At 55.8% G+C, this 23,671-nt stretch carries 20 protein-coding genes; 7 read left to right on the top strand and 13 right to left on the bottom strand.

The window, feature by feature from the left end; translation table 11 throughout:
• The first annotated feature begins 249 nt into the window (after nucleotides 1-249).
• The 4 genes from CGZ80_RS16640 (at nucleotide 250) to CGZ80_RS16625 (ending at nucleotide 4,498) form a co-directional block, all read left to right on the top strand.
• A complete protein-coding gene (locus CGZ80_RS16640; protein ID WP_094416470.1) occupies nucleotides 250-1,182 on the top strand; it encodes a TIGR03546 family protein in 933 nt (310 codons plus the stop codon).
• Nucleotides 1,179-2,945 carry a TIGR03545 family protein gene (locus CGZ80_RS16635; RefSeq protein ID WP_094416468.1) on the top strand — a complete coding sequence of 589 codons (1,767 nt, stop codon included), beginning with the start codon at nucleotides 1,179-1,181 and terminating at the stop codon, nucleotides 2,943-2,945. Before CGZ80_RS16640 ends, CGZ80_RS16635 begins: the two co-directional genes overlap by 4 nt.
• 12 nt (nucleotides 2,946-2,957) lie before the next feature.
• The gene (locus tag CGZ80_RS16630) at nucleotides 2,958-3,524 is read left to right on the top strand and encodes a hypothetical protein (protein WP_094416466.1); all 567 of its coding nucleotides are present in this window, start codon (nucleotides 2,958-2,960) and stop codon (nucleotides 3,522-3,524) included.
• A gap of 344 nt (nucleotides 3,525-3,868) precedes the next feature.
• Entirely contained in the window at nucleotides 3,869-4,498 is a 630-nt protein-coding gene (locus CGZ80_RS16625) for a response regulator transcription factor (protein ID WP_158222737.1), read from the top strand.
• 12 nt (nucleotides 4,499-4,510) lie between these two features.
• Here the strand turns inward: CGZ80_RS16625 and CGZ80_RS16620 are convergent, their stop codons facing one another.
• The 9 genes from CGZ80_RS16620 to CGZ80_RS16580 all read right to left on the bottom strand — a co-directional run bounded on the left by CGZ80_RS16620 (nucleotide 4,511) and on the right by CGZ80_RS16580 (nucleotide 13,874).
• On the bottom strand, nucleotides 4,511-6,226 hold the full coding sequence (locus tag CGZ80_RS16620; RefSeq protein WP_094416462.1) for a carbamoyltransferase: 1,716 nt from the start codon (nucleotides 6,224-6,226) through the stop codon (nucleotides 4,511-4,513).
• A complete protein-coding gene (locus CGZ80_RS16615; RefSeq protein ID WP_143543981.1) occupies nucleotides 6,223-6,801 on the bottom strand; it encodes a protein kinase in 579 nt (192 codons plus the stop codon). The genes CGZ80_RS16620 and CGZ80_RS16615 overlap by 4 nt, the downstream gene beginning before the upstream one ends.
• Nucleotides 6,786-7,820, bottom strand: coding sequence for a hydantoinase/oxoprolinase family protein (locus tag CGZ80_RS16610; protein ID WP_094416458.1), 1,035 nt, complete (start codon nucleotides 7,818-7,820; stop codon nucleotides 6,786-6,788). Before CGZ80_RS16610 ends, CGZ80_RS16615 begins: the two co-directional genes overlap by 16 nt.
• 23 nt (nucleotides 7,821-7,843) lie before the next feature.
• Nucleotides 7,844-8,860 (bottom strand): ATP-grasp domain-containing protein, encoded by a 1,017-nt coding sequence (locus tag CGZ80_RS16605; RefSeq protein WP_094416456.1) that lies wholly within the window; start codon nucleotides 8,858-8,860, stop codon nucleotides 7,844-7,846.
• Between the two features lie 14 nt (nucleotides 8,861-8,874).
• Nucleotides 8,875-9,195, bottom strand: a complete 321-nt coding sequence (locus tag CGZ80_RS16600) for a metal-sulfur cluster assembly factor (RefSeq protein WP_094416454.1) — start codon at nucleotides 9,193-9,195, stop codon at nucleotides 8,875-8,877.
• Nucleotides 9,196-9,199: 4 nt separating this feature from the next.
• Nucleotides 9,200-10,510: a Fe-S cluster assembly protein SufD gene (gene sufD / locus CGZ80_RS16595; protein ID WP_094416452.1), complete on the bottom strand. Its 1,311-nt coding sequence runs from the start codon at nucleotides 10,508-10,510 to the stop codon at nucleotides 9,200-9,202.
• A 166-nt stretch (nucleotides 10,511-10,676) separates the two neighbouring features.
• Complete coding sequence (gene sufB, locus CGZ80_RS16590; RefSeq protein WP_094416450.1) at nucleotides 10,677-12,083, bottom strand: Fe-S cluster assembly protein SufB; 1,407 nt, start codon at nucleotides 12,081-12,083, stop codon at nucleotides 10,677-10,679.
• Between the two features lie 79 nt (nucleotides 12,084-12,162).
• On the bottom strand, nucleotides 12,163-12,978 hold the full coding sequence (sufC, locus tag CGZ80_RS16585; protein ID WP_094416448.1) for a Fe-S cluster assembly ATPase SufC: 816 nt from the start codon (nucleotides 12,976-12,978) through the stop codon (nucleotides 12,163-12,165).
• Between the two features lie 113 nt (nucleotides 12,979-13,091).
• On the bottom strand, nucleotides 13,092-13,874 hold the full coding sequence (locus tag CGZ80_RS16580; RefSeq protein ID WP_143543980.1) for a helix-turn-helix transcriptional regulator: 783 nt from the start codon (nucleotides 13,872-13,874) through the stop codon (nucleotides 13,092-13,094).
• Nucleotides 13,875-14,359: 485 nt separating this feature from the next.
• On the opposite strand from CGZ80_RS16580, the gene CGZ80_RS16575 reads away from it, so the two are divergent.
• Both CGZ80_RS16575 and CGZ80_RS16570 read left to right on the top strand, forming a co-directional pair.
• Complete coding sequence (locus CGZ80_RS16575; RefSeq protein ID WP_094416446.1) at nucleotides 14,360-15,463, top strand: glucose 1-dehydrogenase; 1,104 nt, start codon at nucleotides 14,360-14,362, stop codon at nucleotides 15,461-15,463.
• A gap of 552 nt (nucleotides 15,464-16,015) precedes the next feature.
• Nucleotides 16,016-17,809, top strand: coding sequence for a 30S ribosomal protein S1 (locus tag CGZ80_RS16570; protein WP_094416444.1), 1,794 nt, complete (start codon nucleotides 16,016-16,018; stop codon nucleotides 17,807-17,809).
• 149 nt (nucleotides 17,810-17,958) lie between these two features.
• On the opposite strand, the gene CGZ80_RS16565 is transcribed toward CGZ80_RS16570, so the two are convergent.
• The 3 genes from CGZ80_RS16565 to CGZ80_RS16555 all read right to left on the bottom strand — a co-directional run bounded on the left by CGZ80_RS16565 (nucleotide 17,959) and on the right by CGZ80_RS16555 (nucleotide 21,261).
• The gene (locus CGZ80_RS16565) at nucleotides 17,959-18,363 is read right to left on the bottom strand and encodes a GNAT family N-acetyltransferase (RefSeq protein WP_198953718.1); all 405 of its coding nucleotides are present in this window, start codon (nucleotides 18,361-18,363) and stop codon (nucleotides 17,959-17,961) included.
• Between the two features lie 63 nt (nucleotides 18,364-18,426).
• On the bottom strand, nucleotides 18,427-19,554 hold the full coding sequence (locus tag CGZ80_RS16560; RefSeq protein WP_094416441.1) for a glycerate kinase: 1,128 nt from the start codon (nucleotides 19,552-19,554) through the stop codon (nucleotides 18,427-18,429).
• A 21-nt stretch (nucleotides 19,555-19,575) separates the two neighbouring features.
• Nucleotides 19,576-21,261 carry an alpha-amylase family glycosyl hydrolase gene (locus tag CGZ80_RS16555; protein ID WP_094416439.1) on the bottom strand — a complete coding sequence of 562 codons (1,686 nt, stop codon included), beginning with the start codon at nucleotides 21,259-21,261 and terminating at the stop codon, nucleotides 19,576-19,578.
• Between the two features lie 235 nt (nucleotides 21,262-21,496).
• Here CGZ80_RS16555 and CGZ80_RS16550 point away from each other — a divergent pair, with 235 nt between their 5' ends.
• Nucleotides 21,497-22,567: an acyl-CoA dehydrogenase family protein gene (locus CGZ80_RS16550; protein WP_143543979.1), complete on the top strand. Its 1,071-nt coding sequence runs from the start codon at nucleotides 21,497-21,499 to the stop codon at nucleotides 22,565-22,567.
• A gap of 118 nt (nucleotides 22,568-22,685) precedes the next feature.
• Here the strand turns inward: CGZ80_RS16550 and mdh are convergent, their stop codons facing one another.
• The gene (mdh, locus tag CGZ80_RS16545; RefSeq protein WP_094416435.1) at nucleotides 22,686-23,633 is read right to left on the bottom strand and encodes a malate dehydrogenase; all 948 of its coding nucleotides are present in this window, start codon (nucleotides 23,631-23,633) and stop codon (nucleotides 22,686-22,688) included.
• Nucleotides 23,634-23,671 lie beyond the last annotated feature (38 nt).

The following is a 23,671-nucleotide window of genomic DNA, read 5'->3' as shown; positions in this document are numbered from 1 at the left end:
TGCGCTGGCGTTGCTGCCGCTGACGCACTTCACTCGCGCGTATCGCACCAAGGCGTGTCTTGAAACGGTGTGTTTCACGCCCGCGTCAGTGACACACGCGTCTTTCACCCTGCAACGTCACAGAAATTCGTCGAATCCATCTGGCGTGTGAATTTGTGCCGGTTGTATTGAATATCTGCTGGTGTGATTGCCGATGACACCCATCGATAGACAATTTGTAGTTAAGTGTGCGCATGGAGGCGCACTGCGATGGTCGTATTCTCGCTGAAGTTGCTCAACAACCTGCGCAAAGCCATTGCGGACCGTCGATTCCCACGTCAATTGGCAGCCGGCTGTGCGTTCGGTGTGCTGCTGGGCATCATGCCACATGGCAACCTGCTGGCGGTCGTCGTCTTGCTGGCGGTCCTGAGCTTCCAAATCAACCATGCCTTGATGGCCGCTGTCGCGATTGGGATCTCATTCATTGCACCGGGTTTGGACGATTACTCGCACCAACTCGGCGAATACCTGTTGAACCACCCCAAGGGCCACCAGATCGCCGTGCAAGCGTGGACGCTGCCGTTCGTGCCCTGGACGAATCTGAACAACACCGTCGTCTTGGGCAGTTTTTTAATTGGCGTCGCTTCCGTTTGGCCGGTTTACAAAATCACGCTGCCGTTCTTCCGCTGGATCGCGCCGGCTGAAGAAGAAGAAAAGCAAGAAGCCGACGCTGAAAATGCTGACAGCACTGACGAAGCGATCGCGGAAGATCCGAACGCCGAGAAACAAAACACGGACCAATCGCACGCGGTCCCACCTGTATCGGTTCGGATCGACGATTCCCAAGCAAGCTCACGTCCGCCGCGATGGAGAAAGAAGTCCGATCGCGAGAACGACAGTGCGACCGCATTAGCCGCATCCGGCACAGTGCCGGTCGATAGCGTGCTGACATCGGAAACCGAGTTTGTTCCCGCGACCGCATCCAAACCCAACGTGACGGAAACGGCAACGGCAGAGCAACTGCCCGATAACGAACAGTTGGTTTCGATCGAAACCAAAATCGATGTAATCCGCATGAAGGACTATCGTGATAGCGATCAGCCTGCGGACCCTGACACCGATCAAACAACATCCAACGACGAAGCGTTGAACTATTTGCTTCAACAACTGCGTTACTCCCAGCAAAGGAAAGCGGCAGGATGATTCGCTGGCGATACCTACTTACACGTGTTTTGATCGTCTTGGCGGTCCTGGTGCTGCTGCACTTTGGACTAGGCCCGGTTGCCCGCTGGGTAACGATCAAGGGACTTCAAACGGCAACGGGTGCGAAGGTCGAAATCGGCAGCGCACAAGTGGTGCTGTACCCACCGCGCGTCCGCTTCGAAGAATTCAGCGTCGCCGACCCGCGTGACCAAAAAGCAATGCGTGATGCACTTCGCGCCGAAGCGATCGAGTTGGAACTCGACGGTGATGCATTGCTGCACCGCCGCTTAGTCGCCAACCGCGGCCGGATCACCGGAATTCAAATTGGCTCCACTCGCTCGACCAGCGGACACTTCGAACCTGATGTTTCCGACGAGGACAACATCGATAGCCTTTCGGATGGTCCCGGCGTAATGAGTCAAATGATCGGCGGCATTACCGACAAGCTGACGGACCAGGTCGAACACGCCGCTGACGAATTGGCAACGGTCCAAGCGAGCGAAGAGATCAAGCAACGCTACGAGCGTGAATACAACGAGTTGGCCAATCGTGCGAAGGAACTTGAGAACAAGATTCGCGAATTCAAAACGAGCGCCAAGGCGATCGAGAATCCGCTGCGTGACTGGGACCGAATCGGCAACACCGTCAACCTTGCCGACGAAACTCGCGCCGAACTGAAGTCGATCATCGCGTCACTGGAATCGCTGCCACAGCGTTTTCAAGCCGACCTCAAAACGCTTGAACTTGCCAAACAAACCGATTTAAAACGCATCGACCAGTTTGTTCCGGGTGATTTGTCACAGTCCAAGAACGCGGGAATCGACCTCGTCAGCAACGCAGTCCGAGACCAGATCTCGACGATCAAAGAGTACTGGGAAAACGGCCGTACCATTGCAAACTACACCGTGGTTGCGCCCGAAAACGAACGTTCACGCGGTGTTGACATTGACCTGTTGGGTGAATCACGACGCCCCGATGTCTTGGTCCGATCCTGTGAAGTTCAAGGCCTGATGCGTGCCGGCGGCAATGCCTACTCACTGACCGGCACGGTCGAAAACCTCACGCCGTCACCAACTCTGCTGGACGAACCGCTGCGAGCGGAGTTGCAATTAGACGGACCACAACTTGTCAAAGTCGGTTATGTCCGTGACCGTCGCAGCGGAAGCGATATCGACCGCTTGACGATTCACTGGCCCGAATCCGAAGCCCCGTCAATGCGACTGGGTAACGATAACGACGCTGTTGTCTCGATTAACGGTGGCCGCCGCGAAGTCTGGGTCCAGATGCGAAGCGAAGGCGACCAGGTACACGGCATCCTCGCTTGCAAACAGTCCGGTGTGAAGTTGGGTCTGGATGTCGATTCGAAATTCGACAAACTGGCCGCGACCGACGCCCTTCGTGAAAGTCTCGACAGCGTCGACTTGATCACGATCAAAGCGGAGTTCGAAGGCACGTGGCAACACCTGGCCATGAAAATGGACACGAACCTCGGTGACATCCTGCAGAACGCGGCGAGTGAAGCGATCGCACGCCAGGTCCAAGCCACCAAGCAAAAGATGGCCGCCAACGCGGATCGAGTCTTCGTCGAACAACAACAGAAACTGCAATCCTGGTTCACGACAAAGAGTGCTAGCTCACAACAGCTTGTTGCCAAAGCAGACCAGCTGCTCGCAGAGATGAGCAAAGACGTTCTCGGCGGAGTCGATTCGTCGGAGATCACGATCGGCCGTCTCAATGACATTCTAAAAAGCCGTCTCCGATAATCGGGATGCCTCGTGTTTGATGCGATTTTCTGGAAAGGACGACTGACCGAGGACTCGATCAAAGTTGATCGAGTCTGGGGCGATAGCCAAGCACAGCGTCTGTTCCGCGATCCAGGTTTCAAGGATCCACGCGTCAAGCATCGACATCCACTCGAACGCATCGGCTCACCAGACTCAGAAGTCATCAAAACTCGATTGAGCTGGCTTGCCAATGCTGACTCGACAGGGATCCTGAACCAGAGCTACGAGCTGGCAACAGAACCCAATCGAACAACCATCGACGAATCCCTGAGTGTCTTCGCCGATCCAAGTGAAAACGGGACGGCGATCGGTTTGCTCGGACACTTTGCGGCTACAGCGCAAAGCTTGCCGATCACCGATTTGAGGCGGTCGCTTCACAAAATCAACAACGAACTTTCGGTCGCGTCGATGGGGATCCAAGTGCTCTCGCTGCTGATTGAAAAGAGTCGCCTTGCCGAGGAAGAGAAGAGTTTAAACGCTTGCCAGAGCTCAATTGCGGCGATTGAACGCGTCGCAATGTTGGTGACAACAACGCTTAAATCGCTGCCACGCGGTTGACGCTTGCGAAGACTCTCCGCCCCCCGCAGGCAAAAAGTGAAGAAAAAATTAATGTAAACGCCGGCAGTCGTTGGCTTGCTGACGTCATTTGGCATAAAATCAGGAACAGTGTTTTGGGCGACCCTGTCGCCGGGACATGCTGTTTTGGGGTCGGAATACACCCCGTCAGCAATGGATCACTCAAAACCCTAGGGGCGGAATTGGGCTAACTACCCGATCAATCAGTGACCCGAATCGATGGCTCGGCTGTCGTAGAACGGAACGCCTCGGGTCTCATATCAACCTGACATGTTTAGACCTCTTCAGATTGCACTGCCTCTATGGCCTCATCACTAACTGCACCGGTGAATCACTTCGCCGAAAAGACTGTCAGCAAATCGCTCTACATCGTCGACGACGAGCGAGAATTTCTTTCCAGCCTTGCGCTATCACTTCGAGAGTTCGGCTATAAACCGATCACTTTCGACCACCCCAAACAATTACTCGACACCGTTAAACCGGACGAGGTGGGATGTGTGATCAGCGACCTACGCATGCCAGAACTTGGCGGCGTGGAGTTGATTCGGCGTCTAAGTAGTCGCGGCTCCATGCTGTCGGTGATCTTGCTGACCGCCTTCGCTGACGTCGAAACCGCCGTCTCCGCGATGAAACTCGGTGCAGTCAGCGTGGTCGAAAAGCCGTTCCATCTGCAACGCTTGGCAAACGAAATCGAAGTCGCGATGCAACGGTCCGAAGACGACCAGCATCGCGCGTCGAAAATTGCCGAAGCAGAATACCTGCTGAGCCAACTTTCCAACGAAGAAGCGGCAGTGTTGGACCTTGCGACCAAAGGCTACCCCAACCGCGAGATTTCTCGGCAGCTGACGATCAGCCCACGCACGGTCGACCGTCGTCGCCAATCTGCGCTTCGCAAACTGAAAGCCGATTCGGTGGCCGACTTTGCGGTTTTGCGCACACGCTTGGACTCCAAGTAGTCACGCGAAACGTCACAGGGTTTGTTTCTCGACGACGTGGTTTTCAAGCACGACCGCGTCCATTCCCGTCTTGTAGAAACATGCAAGCGCGTCCTCTGGCGATCCGACGATCGGTTCGCCACGGACATTGAAACTGGTGTTGATCAACACCGGGCAGCCCGTTTGACGCTTGAACTCGCGCAGCAGACCTGCAAACCCCGGATTGGTTTGCCCATCAACCGTCTGCACCCGTGCACTACCGTCTACATGCGTAACCGCAGGCAACGCGTCGTTCTTCACTTGGCAGACCAACAACATGTAGGGGCTCGATGCCGATTCGGCCAAGTCGAAATACTCGCCCGCATGCTCCGCCAACACTGCTGGCGCGAACGGCCGAAATGATTCACGAAACTTGATTTTCAAGTTCATTGTCGATTGCATCTCCCTGCGACGTGGATCGCCCAAGATGCTTCGGTTTCCTAGCGCGCGTGGCCCGTATTCGGCACGTCCTGCAAACCGTCCGACGACGGCTCCCTTTGCCAACAAGCTGGCGACATATTCGTTCAGCGACGTGGCATCAGTGAAATGCTTAAACGCGACACCGTCCTGTTCAAGCATTACCCTGACCGACGAGTCGTCAAACGACGGCCCCAACAAGCTGCCTCGTTGGAAATCCCCAACGCCACAAAGACGTTCATTGCCAAGCAATTGGTTCCAAATCAATGCGGCTACGCCAATCGCGCCGCCAGCATCGCCCGCTGCGGGCTGAATCCATATCTGCTGGAACGGACCTTCGCGAAGCAACCGTCCGTTGGCAACGCAATTGAGTGCTACACCACCGGCTAAACACAAGTTGTCCTGGTTGCTGATTTGGTGCAGCTTTGCTGCCGCTTGCGACACAATCTGTTCAGCGACCACCTGCACCGAAGCGGCGAGATCCTTGTCGAGTTGCTCGATCGGTTCATCCTTGCGGCGCGGTTCGCGCCCAAATAGACGATGAAAGTTTGCGGTCGTCATCGTCAACGTCTGGCAATAGCCGAAGTACTTCTGATTCAACTGAAACGAACCGTCATCGCGAAGATCAACCAGCTTTTGCAGGATCAGATCGACGTACTTTGGCTGCCCGTACGGCGCCAATCCCATCAGCTTGTACTCGCCATCGTTCACGCGAAATCCACAGTAATACGTGAACGCGGAGTACAGCAAACCCAACGAATCAGGGAAACACAATTCGTGTGTCAGGTTAATTCGGTTGCCAGCCCCGATCCCCAATGTAGATGTTGCCCATTCGCCGACGCCATCCATCGTCATGATCGCCGCAGACTCAAAAGGTGACATCAAGAACGCACTCGCCGCATGTGCTTGATGGTGACCACAAAACACGATGCGACGCTTGTATTGCCCCTTCAAGCCACGGCGAATATGGTGCCGAATCCGCAGTTTTTCGGACACCCAAGTCGGCATCGCTTTGTAGAACGAGCGGAACCCGCGCGGTGCATACGACAGATAGGTTTCAATCAAGCGGTCGAATTTGACCAGCGGCTTTTCATAGAAGCCAACATAATCAAGGTCTGAAACGGTCAGACCAGCTTCACGCAGGCAATACTCGATCGCTCGGGACGGGAACCGCTCGTCATGCTTGATGCGACTGAATCGTTCTTCTTGTGCTGCAGCGATCACCTCGCCGTCGACGATCAAAGCAGCCGCCGAATCGTGATAGAAGGCGGACAAACCCAATACCGCTGTCATGACTCAATCAACGATGCAAAGTTTACGATTCGAATCGGTGGCAATTCCGGCGCAATCAACGGCAAGGCTTCATCGACAATGCCTCGCTCTGCGAGCTGCTCGATGCTCAGCGTCGGATCCGTATCGCAAGACTTTAGCAGCACCAATTCGTCGGCGTTGAGACGCATTGCTAAATATCCGGCAATCGCGTCAGTCGTCGTTCGCCAATCTTCAGGCAAAATCGGGTCGACACCGCGGTTGTAGAAAGAATCAACTTGCAGCAAGTAATTTCCGTTGGGCAATTCAGGAGACCGGAGCGTTTCGAACTGCGCTGGGGTTGTGATGAACTGCATTTCAGGTAGCTGTTGCGACAACCAGCCGATCGTCGTTCGTAACAATTCGACACACTGCCAGTGCACCCAGGGCGAGTCGCTCCGATAAATCCCATCAAGTTCACGGACGGCATCAATCAATTGTCCGCCGCCCGCAATCATCAGATTACTCGCTGGAGTCTGGTCTGCTAACCAAGTTCGCAGGCCACTGACCAACTGGGGCTGCAATAGCAAGCTGCCGCCAAGCTTTACGACGCGACGCAAGCGTTTGCCTCCCATAAGCGAACGAGCGCATACGCAGGAGCACACCGTGACAGGTCGACACCAAGCAGTGCTGACAAAGAGACCGCATCGAAGTTGCCACTTACTAAGTCGTCTGCATGCCCGGACAAAACCAACCGTGCGTTTGCAATCCACGGATAGTCTGACTTCAACCGTTCCAGGCCATCGTGTACCGCCTTGCGAGCAGCTTGATGCACTTGCAGGGCCAAGTCCCCCGCAGACTCGAGACTCACTTCTCGATGACCAAGTCCGACCATTCGCGCCAACCGATTCGCCGAATGAAATAAATCCCGCGGTGATCCGTCAGCCGTTTCACAAGATGCCGAGGGTTTGACAAAGCCAAGCAACAACCGAACGTCGTCCATCGTACTGAACACTTCTCGCATCACTGGAACGCTGCGACCCTCGATGTGCAAGCGATCAACCAGAGCACAAACCGGCGTACGTTGGCCGCCGACATAAACCAGCGATCCTTCACACAAACGATCGAAGTCCGTCACAGCCTCCGTCGCGACCTTTCCGTCACGAATTGGAATCAAATCACTCGTCGTGCTGCCGATGTCAACTAACAACACCAGACCGTCGCTTTCGATATCCAAACCGGTGAACGCTGCCAGGGCATGCCAGTTGGCCGCCGCCACATGATCCGATTCGTCCCTTGCCTGACTAGGCGAGTACCAGCGCCCGCCGACGCCATAGATCGAAAGCGGTACGCCAACAGCGTCAGCAGCTTGATTCGCATGATCGACAATGTGTCGAACGCCAATCCCGCGGTCCAGGAAACAGTCCGCAAGCTCCCCAGTCATCGTGACCAGCAATCGTTCAAGCGGGGCAAAACTTCGTAGGTCTTCGATCAACTGTTTGGCCAAGTCATCCGACTTGCGCCAGAGCGGAAAATCCACCGCGAGCGTGCGACCTTGATTGTCGGCGTACTTCAAATTGGCGCCGCCGATGTCGATGCCAACCAATGCATTATCGGCACTTCGTCGCAACGGTGTCATCGCAAGTCGACCTGCCGTATCGTCTAGGTCAACAAGGGAGCATCGAATTCGACTTGGCCATCACGTGTCCAGCGAACGGAATCCACCGTCGCTTTGCATCGGACCGGACCGGTTTCCAAGTCGAATAGACGTGCGGCAATGTTGCCGTGGATCATTTCACGCAGTCCGACGTACGAAGTCGTCAAACGCGGATTGATTTCGATCACACAGTCTTGGCTGGGTTCGTCGCCGAGAATCAGGTCGAGACCAACGAAACCGCGTGCCGTCGGCGGCATTGCCGCGATTGCGCGTGATGCGACAGCAGTCGCCCGTCGCTGCGATTCGTCATCGAGCGGTCCACAACCGCCGGTGTAGTGACAGTCACCATCGCTGATAACCTGAGAGACAGCCGGCAGAAACGTTTGATAGTTCCCGGACGCAAGATAGGAGATCGAGATACTTTTCCCGCTCATCCATCCCTGCATGATCGAGTTCGACTTCAACGCTTTTCTTGCATCGCGGAAGTCGTCGAATGTTTCGATCGCCTGGGTGCCACAGCCGTCACGTGGCTTGATCACAAACCGCGAGCTATCGGCCAAAACACCGATCATGCGTTCATCTTCTGTCGCGATATAGGGCGGGTGTGCGACCCCGGCACGGTGTAGCAATTGGGCGGTCAGCAGCTTATCGCTGGCGACGCGAAGAAAGTCACCACTGCCAGCGATCACGTCGACTCCGGCACTGCGAAGCACGCCGACACCTTTGGCCAACAATCCGTCGACTTCTGGTGCGATCACCAACGCGGCGTCACAGCCCTTTGCCGCTTCAGCCCACTGAGCCCAAAGCGGCATCGACGTGTCAAATTGAATCTTCGTCGTTGCGTTGCAATCGACCTCGAGTTGCTCGTCGAGCACCACGACGGTTTCGGCAAATAGTGAGACGTCCGCGACAAGTGCACGGAGCATCGCTTCGCCTTCGCTTCGCAAGTCATCCAGACCTGCTTCGTCGGTTGCCCCGACTAATCCGCCTCCGCAGACAAACTCACCGACGAAGATTTTCAAAACACAATCCCTTCCTAAAAGATACCCAAATGATCCCTTGCCTCATCCGTCATACGATCAGGCGACCAAGGGGGATCCATCACCACTTTGACCTCGCAGGAGTCCACTTCTTCGAGTTCTTCAGCGGCCGCCTTTGCGCCGGCAACCAACTGCGGTCCTGCCGGGCACATGGGACTGGTCATTGTCATCTCGACCTGGACATCGTGGCGTCCATCTTCCTTCTCATCCAAGATGTTGACGACGTAAATCAATCCCAGGTCTACAATGTTAACGAATAGTTCCGGATCAATCACCTGCTTTAGTGATTCACGGACCTTGTCTTCTGCTAAAGCCATTGTCTTACTCGTATTCGCGAACTTGGCGGGCGATGGCGGCGCCGAGGGCTTCCCGCACACTTTCAATCGTGATTCGGTCAAAGATCTGCTGGAAGAATCCCGTCACGATCATACGGGTTGCTTCCTTCTGCGTGAATCCACGGCAGCGGGCGTAGAAAATTTGCTCCTCATCGACCTTGCTGGTCGTACTACCGTGCGTGCAACGCACATCATCGGCTTCGATTTCCAATCCTGGGATCGAATCCGCACGCGCCGCTGGCGAAAGAACCAAGTTGTCGTTTCGCTGATAACCGTCTGTCTTTTGGGCGATCGGGTCAACCTTGATCATTCCACGCCATACCGTGCGACTCTTATCCTGCTGTGCGGACTTATACAAAAAGTCACTGTGACAGCTCGGCGCGCGGTGGTGTTGCTGGGTGTGATAGGCCAAGTGCTGGCGACCTTCGGTGAACATCACGCCGTTGACTTGGCTGTCCGCACCGGGGCCGACCAGATCGACGGTTTGGTTCACTTTTGACAGCATCGATCCCATTGCGGCAATCGTCCACTGCAGAGTGCAATCGCGGTCAATGACCGCTTTTTGCTGTGCGAAGTGGTATGCCTTGTGACCCCACTCTTGCAAGCTTACGAAACGCAGATGAGAGCCTGGCTTTTGAATCAGCTCGATCGAACCGAGGTGCAACCCACCGGCGTTCGGGTCCAGGCTGTTTGACTCATGCAGTACGGTCGCCTCGGCGCCTTCTTCGACCACAACCAAAGTGTGAGTCGTGTCGGTGCCGCCATCGGTCATGATCGAACCGATGTGCAAAGGCTGAGTGATGGTGACGCCACGTGGAACGTAAAGGAATTGCCCACCGGACATGAACGCCGCGTGCAGAGCAGCGAACTTGTCATGATCAGGGTCGAACGCGGTGAACAGGTGCGGGCGAACCAGATCGGGATGCGAGTTGGCAATTTCGCTAAGCGGACCAAACACGACGCCCTTGTCAGCCAATTCTTGTGACAAGCTGTGCGTCACGACACCGCTATCGACGGTTTCGATTCGGCCACCAAGCTCGACGCCTTCGACCAGTTGGTGCGGACTGTTCGGCAGTGCTTCGGCACCGGCGAAGTTTGGCAGCCCGTATTTATTCAGCTGGAACGTGCGGATATCAGTGCGGATCCATTCTTCGTGCCGGCGGTGCGGCCAATCCATTTTGGAAGCGTGCTCGAACGCTTCGCGACGCAGTGCGACCAGCCAATCTGGCTCGGCCACGTGATCTAGCAACGCTTCGAATCCGGCTTCATCGAACGCGTGAACAGTGGAAGATGACATTGAATGTTATGGGAGGATTTGTAAGTGCAGCCTGGGTTGCGCTCGCGGTCACCGCGGCGTCAAACAAACATGATGTCGGGCGCGTCATTCGCGGCCCGCGCGAAAGCTCTTCGGTGGTGACCGTCTTGCCGATTCGTCATCACCACCGAAGTGTGTTGCGTCGGGACTAACCGACGCTGCCTTCCATTTGAAGTTGGATCAGGCGGTTCATTTCGATGGCGTATTCCATCGGCAGTTCTTTCACGAGCGGCTCGATGAAACCATTGACGATCATCGTGCTGGCCTCTTGCTCGGTCAGACCACGCGACAACAAGTAGAACATCTGCTCTTCGCCGATCCGCGAAACGCTGGCCTCGTGTCCGATCTGGACGTCTTGCTCGCTGATTTCGATGTACGGATACGTATCGCTGCGGCTTTCCGGGTCCAAAATCAATGCGTCACAGACAACGTTGTTCTTGCTGTTGTGAGCACCGGGTTGAACCGCGACCAAGCCACGGTAGCTGCTGCGGCCACCATTCTTGCTGATACTTTTGCTGATGATCTGGCCCGTGGTGTTGGGCGCTTCGTGAACCAGCTTGGCACCGGCGTCTTGGTGTTGACCAGCACTTGCGAAAGCGATCGACAGGATCTCTCCGCGGGCACCGGGTTCTTTCATGTGCACGGCGGGGTACTTCATCGTCAACTTGCTGCCCAAGTTTCCGTCAACCCATTCCATGGTCGCGTCGCCATAGGCCCACGCTCGCTTGGTCACCAGGTTGTAGATGTTGTTCGCCCAGTTCTGGATCGTGGTGTAACGGCAACGGGCGTTGCGTTTGACAACGACTTCGACAACCGCACTGTGCAAGCTTTCGGTACTGTACATCGGAGCGGTGCAGCCTTCGACATAGTGCACGTTGGCTCCTTCATCGACCAAGATCAGCGTCCGCTCGAATTGGCCCATGCTTTCCGCGTTGATGCGGAAATACGCTTGCAATGGGAAATCGATCGTCACACCCTTGGGAATGTAGATGAACGAACCACCCGACCAAACCGCGCTGTTGAGTGCAGCGAACTTGTTGTCCTCTGGCGGAATGATTTTGCCGAAGTATTCACGCAGCAATTCTGGATGCTCGCGAACGGCGGTGTCGGTGTCGGTGAAGATCACGCCTTTCTTGGCAAGGTCTTCTTCCAGCGAACCGTAAACGACTTCACTTTCGAACTGTGCCTTCACACCGGCCAAGAACTTTTTCTCGGCTTCGGGGATGCCCAACTTGTCAAAGGTGTCTTTGATCTCTTGGGGAACGTCATCCCAAGTACGGCCTTGTTGTTCGGTCGGCTTGAGGTAGTAAAAGATGTCTTGGAAATCGATGTCGATGCTTCCGCCCCACTTGGGCATCGGCTTCGATTCAAAGATTTCCAGTGAGCGCAAGCGGAACTCGCGCATCCAATCGGGTTCGTCTTTGATGTCCGAAATCTGGTTGACGATTTCACGGTTCAAACCCTTTTTGGCTTTGAACACACCTTTGGTTTCGGTGCGGAAATTGTACTTATTGATTTCGCCGATTTCTGGCTTACTTGGTGCGTCGGTGCTCATCGTTCTATTTGATCTCCACGACCTGGAGTGAAGTGTTTTGTTGGCAATCAAGCATGGCAAAGTGACCGTGCCTGACGAATTAGACGATCGCTTCTTCGGCGAGCATCTCTTGGTTGCGTGCTTCCGCTTCTGGGTACGCCTTGCGAATGCGGTCGTATCCGTGGCGGTGCAGTTCTTCGGCCAACTCCTTGCCGCCGGTTTCGACAAGCCGTCCGCCCAACATCACGTGGGTGAATTGCGGTGGGTTGTGTTCCAAAAGTTTGTCGTGGTGGGTGATGATCAACAGACCCATCTTTTGATGACCGATGTCAGCGATCGACTCGCTGGCCAAGCGAACCGCGTCGGCGTCCAAACCGGAGTCGGTTTCGTCCAGCACAGCAAACTTGGGCTGAAGCATTGCCAGTTGCAGAATCTCGGCACGCTTCATCTCACCACCGGAGAAACCGTCGTTGACGTAACGTCGTGCGAACTCGACGTCCATCCGCAGATGCTCCATCTTGTCCTTCAGTTCTTTTCGGAACTCACGCATCGGGATCAGCTCTTCGCCTTCCTTTCGGTCGGGGCGACGAACGTTGGTGGTCGCGTGACGCAAGAAGTCAGCCATCTTGACGCCGGGGATTGCCATGGGGCGTTGGAAAGCCATGAAGATCCCGGCGCGAGCTCGTTCATCGGGTTCCATGTCCAGCACGTCGGCACCATCAAGTGTGATCGAACCGCCGGTGACTTCGTATCCGGGATGCCCCATGATCGCCAAACCGAGCGTGCTTTTGCCGCTACCGTTGGGCCCCATCAGCGCGTGGGTCTCGCCGTGATTGATGGTCAGGTTGACGCCTCGCAGGATCGGCTTGTCGCCGACGGAAACGTGAAGGTCTTCGATTTTCAAGACGTGCGTCATATTCGCTTGACTTCTTTAAGTTGACTTCGGTGTGTGAAACGTTGTGAATGACAAATGTTCGGTATTCGTGTGGGGCATCGCGACCGAGTTCATATTTCGGCTCGCGTCTCGTCTCAGCCCCGCGAGACGTTGGCAGATTCCGCAGCGGACGATTCCCGCTCGGCATCCGTTTGGCGAAGTCGTCCGCTGACTCCGATTGGTTTCGCTTCGAGCGTTTCCGCCGGTGCGAACTGGCAGCACGCATCGCCGTCTTTGCGACACTGGCTTAGCTGAACTGGTTTTCCTAATGCCTCGGACAACAACAGCTCTTCCAGACGACACATCGAATGATCGTGTTCGCCGTTGGCAAGCGTCGGAAACGGACAAGAACTAATATCCAAAACCGGCAGCTCGCCTTCGGACACAACGTCACTATTGACGCGGCGTTCGGAAAGCAACTTGCTCAGCAGACGCATCCGATCTTCAAGCGGTGCGCTGCCATCCAAACGGGCTTCGTGAAGCCGATTGGCGTATTCTTTACCGAGGCGTTTGGCGATTCCTGCCAACAAACGCTCGCGAACTTCGAGGTCCTCGATCGCCAGCACCTCCTGCCACATTGCTTCAGCAAGCTCTGTCGAGTCGGCGCTATTGGTGCGACGTCCTTGGTCAGTCAGTCGGTACTGATATGTCGGTCGGCCTCGACCAGCCACCACCTTCTCTCGTTCGATCAGGCCGCGATCGAGCATTCGATCGACGCGTTGACGAACCGCCGTCGCCGTGACACCCAGCTTGTCGATCAATTCGCCGATTCCCACCAGCTCTCCCGCCGGGATCGCTCGCAGCAACTCCCGGTCGACCGAGCGGACAACCGCATGATCGGCCGCCGAGTTGTCGGACTTGCCGTTAGCTGTACGCATGACCAGAATCGAAGGTGCAGGGAGGAATTTACAGCGAGTATTCGACTCGCAACTACTCTTACTCTTGCAACCGTCGGCATTTTTGACAACTAGTGTTGTTAAAAAACAAAGCGAACCACCCAATGTAATCGCATTAACGGCACTCCCTGCACCATTGCAGGGTCTATTCGGAGCATCGGGAATTCCGTCGGTCGCTAATCCGCCACCCCCACCTGGTCGCCACCGACACCTCCAAACACGTTAAAATGCCGTGTTCGTCGCCCCCTAATGCACGACGCCGCCGCTTGGTAGGATTCGCGTTTTACAGGGCATTGAAACCTTTGTTCTCCCCGTTTGAATTCTTTTAGGGCGTCATAAACATCCGCCAGAACAGAGGGGCTTTCCGCGATTCAACGTGTCCTGTAATCCTTCCTACCAACGTTCAAAGCTGAAGCGATCTGCTTGCGGCATTCCTTTCCATACGACCTCTCCAGCAGCCACTTGCCATGAAAGCCGTCGCGGTTAAACCGGGCACCCCCAACAGCGTCCACCTGACAGAGATCCCTGAACCCACCCTCGACGCATTCCCCGACGGCAATGGCGTTTTGGTGAAAACGCTGAAAGTCGGAGTCGACGCGACCGACCGAGAAATCAACGAAGCCCTCTATGGCAACGCCCCCGAAGGTGACAGCCACTTGGTCATCGGGCACGAATCGTTTGGCGTCGTCGAAGCAGTCGGCCCGAACGTCCGCCGCGTCAAGCCTGGCGATTACGTCACCGCGACCGTTCGCCGCCCGGGCGGGTCGATCTATGACATGATCGGCACCAACGACATGACCAGCGAAGAGACGTACTACGAACGCGGCATCAACCTCCGCCACGGTTTCATGACCGAAAAGTTCGTCGACGAGGAAGAGTACATCGTCCGAGTCCCAGAAGGACTGAAGCACCTGCACGTGCTGATGGAGCCGATGAGCTGTGCAGCCAAAGCGGTCCAACAAGCGTACGAAGCGCAACAACGGATGAAAGTCTGGCGCCCACGCCTGGCTTATGTCTTGGGCTCGGGCCAGATCGGTTTGCTGACCACGCTGATCCTGAAACTGCGCGGCTTGGAAGTCTACACGCTGGCACGCGGTGAAGCTCCGAACCTGAAAAGTGACATCGTCACCGGGATGGAAGCGAACTATATCAGCACCCGCGAAACCTCGATGGAAGACCTCGTCAAGAAGACGGGCAAGCCAGACTTGATCGTCGACGCGACCGGCAGCAGCACGCTGGCATTCCAAGCGATGCAGCATGTCGGACACAACGGTGTGGTCGTCTGGACCAGCATCACCGGCGGCGACAAGAATCTGGAAATCCCTTCCGACAGCGTCAACCTGAACTGGGTTCTGGGCAACAAGCTCCTCCTCGGCAGCGTCAACGGCAACCGCACGCACTTCGAAAGCGGCATCCGCGACCTGGCTTTGGGCGAGATGATGTTCCCCGGCGTCTTGGAAAAGATCCTGACCCACCCCGTCGAGGGCCTGGACAACTACCAGGAAATGATGCGTCTGCTGGTCGAAGAAAAAGACGCGTTGAAGGTCTACGTCAACGTCGCTGAAGAGTGATCGCAAGATCGCCAGTACGGCTTGCATGCCGCCTGCTGCGATCGAAAACTGAAACCGGAACGGCAAAATCGGACTATTTTGCCGGTTCGGACCGATCAAAATCAGACAGGTTGGACTGACGAAACGACTCCAGCCGAATGGAGGAGTATCCAGTCTGTCTGAAGAACACATCGGCCTGCCTTGAGAACAATCGGCGAGAACTGCCGACTTGCCATTGCCGCCAGTAGCGGTGTCTGCTAGCTTCACGCGAATTGGATCCGGGTAAGTTGCCCGGACTTTGCCTCGATTGCCGAATAAACCGGCTCTTCGACTGCCTTCGATCGCATCTTTAGCAACCTTTTGCGAATCGAACGACGTGCAAAGCGTTCAAATTACTCCACCAACCCCCTGAATCTGCCGCGAGCAAGTCACAGCGATCGCCTTTTGCGAACGATGGACACCTCTCCTCCTTCGCGGCGTCTGGCTCGAGACCCCACGCTAGTGGTCTCCAGACGCATCTGCCATTCGCACCCTTCGTGAGCGCTGCTTGTATCGATTCAACCGGAAAGACACATGGTTAACCGCAATCTGATCCGTTCCCTCGAAGACGACGACATGCTCGACGATCTGGCGAGCCTAGCGCCAGAAGAGGAAACGGAAGATTGGCTGCTCGATTTTCTGCAGCATGCCGAGCAGCAGGATTACAGCCAAGGCCAGATCGTCGACGGCAAGATCGTCGAAATGAACGACGAGTGGGCCTTGATTGACGTTGGCTTCAAGAGCGAAGGTACCGTCAACCTGAACGAATGGGGTCCCGAAGAGCCCAAGCCCAAAGTTGGCGACATCGTTCGCGTCCTGATCGAAGAGATGGAGGACAACTACGGTGCTGCTGACGATCCTTACGGGATGATCTCCCTGAGTAAGGAAAAAGCCGAGAAGATCATCGAGTGGGAAAAGATCATCTCGACGATCGGCGAAGGCCAAGTCGTTACCGGTTGGGTTATCCGCAAAATCAAGGGCGGTTTGCTGGTCAACATCGGCGTCGATGTCTTCTTGCCAGGCAGCCAAGTGGATATCCGTCGCCCCGGCGACATCGGCGATTTCATCGGCCGCGTGATCCAAGCCGAAGTCTTGAAGATCGACGACACCCGCCGCAACATCGTCATCAGCCGTCGTTCGCTGATCGAGAACCAGCGCGAAGAAGATCGTGCGTTCTTGATGCAAGAACTCGAAGTCGGCCAAATCCGCAAAGGTATCGTCAAGAACATCGCCGACTTCGGTGCGTTCGTCGACCTGGGCGGCATCGACGGTCTGTTGCACATCACCGACATGGCTTGGGAGCGTATCTCGCACCCAACCGAAATGGTTTCGATCGACCAAGAAATCGAAGTCAAGGTTCTGCACATCGACCGCGAAAAGCAAAAGATCGCTTTGGGTCTGAAGCAGAAAGACCGCAACCCATGGGAAAACATCGAACAGAAGTACCCTGTCGATTCGAACCACATGGGCGAAGTCGTCAACGTGATGAGCTACGGTGCGTTCGTCAAACTGGAACCAGGCATCGAAGGCCTGGTTCACATCAGCGAGATGAGCTGGACCAAACGCGTCAATCACCCCAGCGAACTGGTCAACATCGGCGACAAGATCGAAGTCAAGATCTTGGGTGTCGACCCCGAAGGCCAACAGCTTTCACTGGGTATGAAGCAAACCCAAAAGAACCCCTGGGAAGACGTCCTCGAACGTTACCCAGAAGGTTCGGATGTCAACGGCAAGGTTCGCAACCTCACCAACTACGGTGCGTTCATCGAACTGGAAGAAGGCATCGACGGCTTGCTTCACGTCAGCGACATGTCTTGGACCCGCAAAATCGGTCACCCAAGCGAAGTCCTGGAAAAAGGCCAAGAACTTCAGTGCCGCGTGTTGAGCGTCGACGAGCAACGCCGTCGTATCGCCCTCGGCCTGAAGCAACTGGACAACGACCCATGGGACGGCGACATTCCAGACAAGTACCAACCTGGCCAACTGGTCAAGGGTACCGTCACCAAGATCACCAACTTCGGTGTCTTCATCGGTCTGGAAGACGGCCTGGAAGGCTTGCTGCACATCAGCGAATTGGCTGAGCACAAAGTCGAAAACCCAGAAGAAGTTGTCAAAGTTGGCGACGAAATCGAAGTCAAAGTCCTGCGTGTCGATACCGACGAACGAAAGATCGGTCTGTCGCTCAAACGTGTCGAGTGGGGCGAAGAAGAAGAGCGTGCAGCAGCTGCTGCCGAAGCCGCCGAAGCAAGCGAAGTGCCTGCACAAGAAGGCGAGCTGAAGGGTGGACTCGGAAGCGGCGAAGGCCCGCTGTTCCCACCAGCTAACTAAGCACTCCGCTTCGATTGCTAAATAACGAAAGCCTCCCATCGGTTCGCCGATGGGAGGCTTTTTCTATGATCACCCCGCAGCGTTCCAACCGTAGTGGACGAAGCGATGAGTCCCTCCCCGCACCGTTTCCCTACAAAAACATCCGCAGCCTACTGAGCTCGCCGGATCCAACACGAACCGTGTGACTGCATCCCGATGTGCGGGTAATAGCTCTCCGCCGCCGGTGCCGCAAGCAAAATCAAATTCGTCGCCAGGCCAGCCTGCTGATGCGAAAACTCAATCAGCCGCTTGCCAATACCCTGACGCTGACACTGCACATCGACCGCCAAGTCCGACAGGTACGTGCAGTAATGAAAATCGGTGATCGACCGGGCCACTCCTACGAGCAAACCTGATGCGTCACGTGCTGTCGCGATCACATCCGCTTGGCGAAGCATTCCTTCGATCACATCAAGTCGATCGACCGGCCGTCGCTCCGCAAGCGTCGAACGCTTCAGCACATCAATGAACTCGTCACAGCCAAGCTGCGGCTCCACCGCCAACACCACACTCACAAGTCACCTCTCTCTAATCGAACTCCAACAACCCGTTGGAGTCTAGGCTTTAGCCGATCCTTCTCATCCCGCCAGCAACTTCGCCGCTGCCGCTTGCACCAGCGACGCCGCTTGCTCAATCGTCTCTTCGATCGGCCTTGCCGGATCGTGGATCTGCACCACAGCCTCCAGCCCCAGGTCCTCGACCGAACGCTCCTTCATCTCCAGCACACCACAGATCGCCTTCACCGGAACACCGTACTTCCGCCCCACATCGGCGACACCACGAACGAGTTTTCCGTAACTGGTCTGATCATCAATGCGACCTTCGCCAGTAATGATCAAGTCGATCTTCCCCCCGGCCAACAAACGCTCCATACCAGCCAACGCCAAGACGAACTCAACGCCAGAAATGAACTGACCACCAAGGAACACCTTTAGCCCATACCCAGTCCCGCCGGCCGCACCAGCGCCAGGCTCGTCTCCTTCGTCGAGTTGCAACTGTGTGACCACAACGGACTGCAAATGGTTCAGCCCAATTTCCAGACGCTTGACCATTGCCGCATCGGCACCTTTTTGCGGGGCATAGACGCGCGCCGCCCCCTGCGAGCCTAGCAAAGGATTCGAGACATCGTTGACCGCGATGACCTGCACGTCGGACAGCCCTTCCAACACCGCTGACGAATCGATTCGGCGGATCTCGTGCAAACGCCCGCCTACTGGATCGACCGTTTCTCCGACACCATCGACGAATCGATAGCCGAAGGCCTTGGCGATTCCGCATCCGCCATCATTGGTCGCACTACCGCCCAAACCGACATAGACTTTTTTGGCACCATTCTTGATCGCGTCAACGATCAAACGACCGGTGCCTTCGGTCGACGCGACTGCCGGATTGCGTTCCTCCACATCCAGCAATTCCATGCCGCTTGCACGCGCCATTTCGACATAGGCCGTCGCGTTTTCGGCGTCCCAACCATATTCGGCCACGATCGATCGCCCCAGCGGATCGCAAGTCCTGCACTCAACCATTTCCAACCCAGCGCGACACTCCGCGACAGCTTCCAAGAACCCGTCACCTCCGTCCGATGCGACAACGTGGTGCAAGTTGATGCCAGGCTGTTGGCGACGTAAACCTGATTCGATCGCCACGATCACTTCGCTGGCAGTGAGCGATCCTTTGAACTTGTCCGGGACGATCAAAACATTCATCAGGCTGCGTTGGGAGATGGGTTAGGACGTTTTCAACCACTTAAACTCGAATGGTTGTAGCGTCACCGCGCACTCTTCGGTACTACGGCTCCCAAAACATTCGCCCGTCAAAGCATCCGTCAGCTCACCGGATGGCAATAAGATCACTTGTTGTTGGTCCGAAAAGTTGTGTGCAGCGAACAACGTCAGCTCGTCTGCCGTCCGTGTGATCACAAACACGGGGCCGGAGGACTCGTATTCCGCTTTACCGAAAGGGTCGAACGCCGCGTGTTCCCCGCGAGCATGCAGCATCGCCTTGTAGCGACCAAACACCTTTCCACGAATGCTTTCTTGCTGGTCGAGTTCGCCTGCAAGTTGGCGAAGGTTCAACTTTGCCCGATTGATCCGGCGGTTAATCCCTGAATCAATCGCGGCCTGACGATCGTTTTCAGATCCAATGACGGAGTGATAGTAAATTCCCGGCACCCCGGGCATCGCCAACATCACTGACTGAGTCAACAAAAATCGTTGCACACGCGTGTCGTCCGGCATCGCCGGATCGGTCGCAAAGTCAAAGTAATTGCAATTGATTTCGTAGGGCGACTGGGTCCCATCCCCGTTGTCACGCATCGAAACAAAGCCGCCATGGTCGCGGGCGATCTCGGCAAGCTGATTGATCTCGTCGTTCTCAACAATCCCTTGCAGTGGACGCACTCCAACACCATCATGACTGGCGGTGAAATTAAAGAAGCAAACTTGGTCGCTCGGTAAAACCAGCGACTTGGCCCACTGGGTCAGCGTGTCGACCGATTGCTGATGCAACGAATACATCAGCAGCGGCGGCAGCGTGAAGTTGTAAACCAAGTGTGCTTCGTCCGTGCCGTCACCGAAGTACGAGATATTTTCCTTGTGCGGCACGTTGGTTTCGGTGATGATCGCGACACCGGGATCCAATTGCTCGATCACCTCACGACAGAGCTGAATGATCGCATGGGTCTGCGGTAGGTGCATACAACTGGTGCCGAGCTCCTTCCAGATAAACGCGATCGCATCCAGACGAATAAACTTTGCGCCACGCGCGACATAAAACAGCAAGACGTCAATCACCGCCAACAACACCCGCGGGCTGTGAAAGTTCAAATCGACTTGGTCTTCTGAAAACGTCGTCCATACATGCACGGTTTCGTCACCTCGCTGAAACGGATGCAACAGTGGCAAGGCCCGCGGGCGGGTTACGGACGAATAATCCGCGGTCGGATCGGCGGCGATAAAGTAATCCGCGTACGTGGCATCCCCGTTCAAGTATCCCTGGAACCAATCCGAGCTTTTCGAGATATGGTTCACCACTGCGTCAAACATCAAATCGTACGACTCACCGAGCTCTTCCATATCGAACCAGTTTCCGAGTGCCGGATCGATCTCGTAGTAATCCTGGACGCTGAACCCGTCGTCGGAAGTGTAGGGAAAACAGGGCAGCAAATGGATCGCGCTAACACACTCGCCAAGATGCTCTTCGGCAAAAGCACGCAAACATTGCAACGGACTGATCCCATCACAGCGAAAACTGTCGCCGTAGGTGATCAAGATCGAATCTTTCTCGGACAATCGATCTGGCCCCTGTTTCGCGGCAGCCTTGATCTCGATGCCGTACTTCTCGATCAGAGCTTCGATCCCGGCCTGGACTTCCTGAACGTTGTCGGGATAAATCGAACGGATCAATTCAATCATTGCGTTGGTTTAGATTACGAACAACGAAACGTTAGCCAGCCGTCCAAGACTGACCCGTTAAACGGCCGGGAAATCGAAATCCCGCCGGATGCCTGGCTCCGCCAAACCGGGCCTTCCTATTGTTGATACTTCTTAACAATGACGGGGGCCCAATCAAGAAAACCCTCAAATTGCGGCGTCCTATCCGCCAATACAGCCTCTGTTGTGGATCCCGATGCTGGGTATGATCGCAGACATGAACCAGAACACTGCTCCAAAACTCGATGTCCTCGCCAAGCAGCTAGCAGAATTGGCTCCGCGTTGGCACTCCGTCAAAAACTGGCCTGGGCTGTCTCTCTCCGCTTGTGGCGAGTTCGGAATCCTTCGCGGGCTAGCCGGCCTCTCATCATGGCCGGCTCGACAACAACTCGAAACGCTGATCACACTGGCCAAAGCAGACCTGGTGACCACGTTCATCATCACCCAGCATCTCGGCGCGCTCAAACGCCTACTCGCGAGTCCTATCGCGAGCGACCACGAAGCAATCATCGAGCAACTTTCCAGCGGCAAACGAATCGCATCGGTCGGTATCAGTCACTTGACCACAAGCCGACGGCACTTGGCCACTCCGGCAGTCACTGCCGAACCGATCGAAGGCGGCTACCGCTTAAACGGCTCGATCCCCTGGGTCACTGGCGCAAAACACGTTGACTGGATCGTGGTCGGCGCCAGCCTGAGTGACGGGGCACAGATTCTTGCCTTGGTCGACGCGATAGCACCGAACCTACATTCAGGACCTGGCGCAGCAATGATCGCTATGGAAGCCAGTTGTACGGATGCCGTTCGCCTCGATTCCGTTGAAATCAAGTCTGCGTTTGTGATCGCGGGACCAACCGACGAGGTCTTGTCGGCAAAGTCAGACGCGACCAAGAAAACCGGCGGTGCAGGGGGACTTCAAACATCCGCCCTCGCGCTCGGTTTGTCACTGGCGGCTTTGGAATACATGACGGCCGAATCGACAAAGCGACCAAGCCTCACCACCATCACCGACAGCTTGAACGCAGAACACGAGATACTGCTCGAGCAGCTTCTCGACGCTTGCGAATCACCAGCCGATGTCAACCTGACCGAGCTACGGCATCAAGCCAACCGACTGGTACAACGAACCACTGCGGCAGCGATGACCACCGCGAAAGGCGCTGGACTGATGAAAGAACATCCGGTCGCCCGGTTTTGTCAGCAAGCGTTTTTCTTTCTTGTCTGGAGCTGCCCACAACCGGTCGCCGATGCCCACCTTTGCGAGATGGCTGGGCTAGAAGCACCGTAGGCAGATCGCCCATCCCGATGCTGGCCAACAAAAACGGCCGGTTTTAACACCGGCCGAGTTGCTACTTGATAGGTTGCCGATTTAGATCAGCACGTTCGATCAGCACGATGCCAAGTCGTTACGCGCTTAGCAATTCGTCCATCGTCGCGACCAAGCCTTTGACGGCATCGACGCTCTTTTTGAAATCAGCCGTTTCCGATTCGGTCAGGCTCAGCTCGATGACCTTCTCAACACCGCCGCTGCCCATGATGACGGGAACGCCGACGTAGTAGCCGCCAACGCCGTATTCCTTGTCGCACAATGCGGCGACGGGGATGCAACGCTTCTTGTCTTTGACAACCGCTTCGACCATTTGCGCACACGCCGCAGCCGGTGCGTAGTAAGCACTACCGGTCTTCAGCAGCGACACGATCTCGGCACCACCTTTACGGGTGCGTTCGACGATTTCTTCCAAGCGGGCTGGGTCGATCAACTGGGTCACAGGAATCCCGCCGACGCTGGTGCAGCTTGGGATCGGAACCATCGTGTCGCCGTGGCCGCCCATCAGCAGAGCGCTGATGTCTTCGACGCTAACGCCCAGCTCCATTGCCAAGAACGTGCGATATCGCGCGGTATCCAAAACACCTGCTTGGCCACAAACCTTCGCGGGCTCAAAACCGGTGACTTTCCACATCTGCTGGACCATCGCGTCAAGCGGATTGCTGACGACGATGACGACGGCGTTGGGGCTCGACTTTTTGATTTGCTCGCCGACACTGGTCACGATCTTGGCGTTGGTCGCCAACAAATCGTCGCGGCTCATTCCTGGTTTACGTGGAATTCCGGCGGTGACGACGATCACGTCGCTGTCCGCGGTATCGTCATAGTTGGTGGTACCGATGACGTTGGAATCGAACCCCATGATCGGCGACGACTGCATCAGGTCCAGCGCTTTACCGGCTGGCATGTCTTCGGTTTGTGGGATATCGAGCAGGACGATGTCGCCGAGTTCGGCCGAGGCGCACCAATGCGCACAGGTCGCTCCTACATTTCCGGCTCCGATAATCGAAATTTTTGCGCGACGCATGGTGGTCTTCTTTGGCGTTAGAGGGTTCAAAACCATCG

The sequence above is a fragment of the Rhodopirellula sp. MGV genome (assembly GCF_002251265.1).
Taxonomy (GTDB): Bacteria; Planctomycetota; Planctomycetia; order Pirellulales; family Pirellulaceae; genus Stieleria; species Stieleria baltica_A.
This window is presented reverse-complemented; position numbering and strand designations above follow the sequence as displayed.

Bases quoted from the DNA above. Each gene is read 5' to 3' on its own strand.
- CGZ80_RS16560 (WP_094416441.1), bottom strand. From the start codon at position 19,554: ATGAATGTTTTGATCGTCCCGGACAAGTTCAAAGGATCGCTCACTGCC.
- CGZ80_RS16600 (WP_094416454.1), bottom strand. From the start codon at position 9,195: ATGGCTTTAGCAGAAGACAAGGTCCGTGAATCACTAAAGCAGGTGATT.
- CGZ80_RS16635 (WP_094416468.1), top strand. From the start codon at position 1,179: ATGATTCGCTGGCGATACCTACTTACACGTGTTTTGATCGTCTTGGCG.
- sufC (WP_094416448.1), bottom strand. From the start codon at position 12,978: ATGACGCACGTCTTGAAAATCGAAGACCTTCACGTTTCCGTCGGCGAC.
- CGZ80_RS16550 (WP_143543979.1), top strand. From the start codon at position 21,497: ATGAACCAGAACACTGCTCCAAAACTCGATGTCCTCGCCAAGCAGCTA.
- CGZ80_RS16580 (WP_143543980.1), bottom strand. From the start codon at position 13,874: ATGCGTACAGCTAACGGCAAGTCCGACAACTCGGCGGCCGATCATGCG.
- CGZ80_RS16570 (WP_094416444.1), top strand. From the start codon at position 16,016: ATGGTTAACCGCAATCTGATCCGTTCCCTCGAAGACGACGACATGCTC.
- sufD (WP_094416452.1), bottom strand. From the start codon at position 10,510: ATGTCATCTTCCACTGTTCACGCGTTCGATGAAGCCGGATTCGAAGCG.
- CGZ80_RS16620 (WP_094416462.1), bottom strand. From the start codon at position 6,226: ATGACAGCGGTATTGGGTTTGTCCGCCTTCTATCACGATTCGGCGGCT.
- CGZ80_RS16640 (WP_094416470.1), top strand. From the start codon at position 250: ATGGTCGTATTCTCGCTGAAGTTGCTCAACAACCTGCGCAAAGCCATT.
- CGZ80_RS16575 (WP_094416446.1), top strand. From the start codon at position 14,360: ATGAAAGCCGTCGCGGTTAAACCGGGCACCCCCAACAGCGTCCACCTG.
- sufB (WP_094416450.1), bottom strand. From the start codon at position 12,083: ATGAGCACCGACGCACCAAGTAAGCCAGAAATCGGCGAAATCAATAAG.
- mdh (WP_094416435.1), bottom strand. From the start codon at position 23,633: ATGCGTCGCGCAAAAATTTCGATTATCGGAGCCGGAAATGTAGGAGCG.
- CGZ80_RS16555 (WP_094416439.1), bottom strand. From the start codon at position 21,261: ATGATTGAATTGATCCGTTCGATTTATCCCGACAACGTTCAGGAAGTC.
- CGZ80_RS16610 (WP_094416458.1), bottom strand. From the start codon at position 7,820: ATGACACCGTTGCGACGAAGTGCCGATAATGCATTGGTTGGCATCGAC.